Origin of the sequence: Pseudomonas sp. EL_65y_Pfl2_R96 (assembly GCF_963970905.1) — a bacterium.
Taxonomy (GTDB): domain Bacteria; phylum Pseudomonadota; class Gammaproteobacteria; order Pseudomonadales; family Pseudomonadaceae; genus Aquipseudomonas.
The window spans coordinates 1-1,308 of record NZ_CAXAQH010000095.1; the positions used below are offsets into that span (position 1 = coordinate 1).

The following is a 1,308-nucleotide window of genomic DNA, read 5'->3' on the forward strand; positions in this document are numbered from 1 at the left end:
GGTTCTTCACGGATTACCGGGAAAGACGCTCTTGATCTTCATGAAAAAGAATTCGCTGTCCCGGTAACCGTACGCCATCCGCTTAATGACTTTTATTCGATTGTTTATGCCTTCCAGCTGCCCCGTGTGCATCGGCCAGCGAACCCGGCTGACAATGCCCCGCCAGTAACCCTTTAGTCGCTTTGCAAACTGGATCAGAGCCGGTATTTCACTTTCTTGAGCATGGCGCAGCCATTGCTTCCAGGCTGATCGCCAGCCCCAGGCAGTGCTCGGCGTCCAAAGCGTTTTGAGTTCAGCCTTCATCAAGTAGACCGTCATCAACGCTTGGTTGGCCGCCAGCAGATCCTCCAAACGGACCTGTTGCTCCGGCGTTTTCAGGTTCTGCGGATTACGCAGAAGCAGCCAACGCGCTTGCTTGATGACCTTGCGCGCAGGCTTGTCGTGACGTAGCCGATTAGCTTCGTCGACGCGGACTCGATCAATGACCTCTCGGCCATATTTGGCCACCACATGAAAGAGGTCGTAGATCACTCGCGCGTTCGGACATTGCTGGCGAACCTCCAGGTCAAACGCGGTGTTCATGTCCATCGCCACCGCTTCGATGCGAGCGCAACCCTGCGGTCCCAGCTCTTCGAAAAATGGCCTGACCGCCGCTCGGCTGCGGCCTTCGCCGATCCACAGCACGCGTCGTGTATCCGCATCCAGCACAACGCTGGCGTAGCGATGACCTTTGAACAGGGCGAATTCGTCCATCACCAGGCGCCGTGGCTGCGCCTTCGGCAAAACACTCAACCCCGCTTGCAAGGCCCGACGCTCCAGCAACCGCACGGTGTCCCAATGCAACCCAAACATCTGAGCCACGTGCAGCGTGGGCAGGCGCTCGCAGGCTTGAATGACGGCCTCAGACAGGCGGCGCGTCATGCGGGCATAGCGATCCAGCCAACTGACGGCTTCCATGCGCTTGCCGCAATCACGGCAGCCAACACGTCTGAGCAACACGCTGAGACGCACCGCACGGCCGAGGATGGGCAAATCACGAACGGTTCGCTCGCAATACTCATGAGTGGTTGAACAGGGCTTTTGGCACCCGCCACAGGATGGGAACCGGGTGGCGTGAGGGGTTAGATCAATTTGTAGGGTATCGCCATCAGGCTTGATGGTGACAACAGAAAAGCCCTCCCAAAAAGGAAGGAAAGTATTAATATCGCGCATAAGAACGCCGGTTTGTTAGATGTGTTTGCTCGCACGAACATCATCAATCAAATCGGCGTTCTTGTTTCTGTGTTTCCCGGGATTCCGTGAAGAACC

At 56.8% G+C, this 1,308-nt stretch carries 1 protein-coding gene; it reads right to left on the reverse strand.

Annotated features, from left to right (window positions below; translation table 11 throughout):
• Positions 1-6: 6 nt before the first annotated feature.
• Complete coding sequence (locus AACY49_RS29590) at positions 7-1,212, reverse strand: ISL3 family transposase (RefSeq protein WP_339527722.1); 1,206 nt, start codon at positions 1,210-1,212, stop codon at positions 7-9.
• Between the last annotated feature and the right edge of the window lie 96 nt (positions 1,213-1,308).

Bases quoted from the DNA above. Each gene is read 5' to 3' on its own strand.
- AACY49_RS29590 (WP_339527722.1), bottom strand. From the start codon at position 1,212: ATGCGCGATATTAATACTTTCCTTCCTTTTTGGGAGGGCTTTTCTGTT.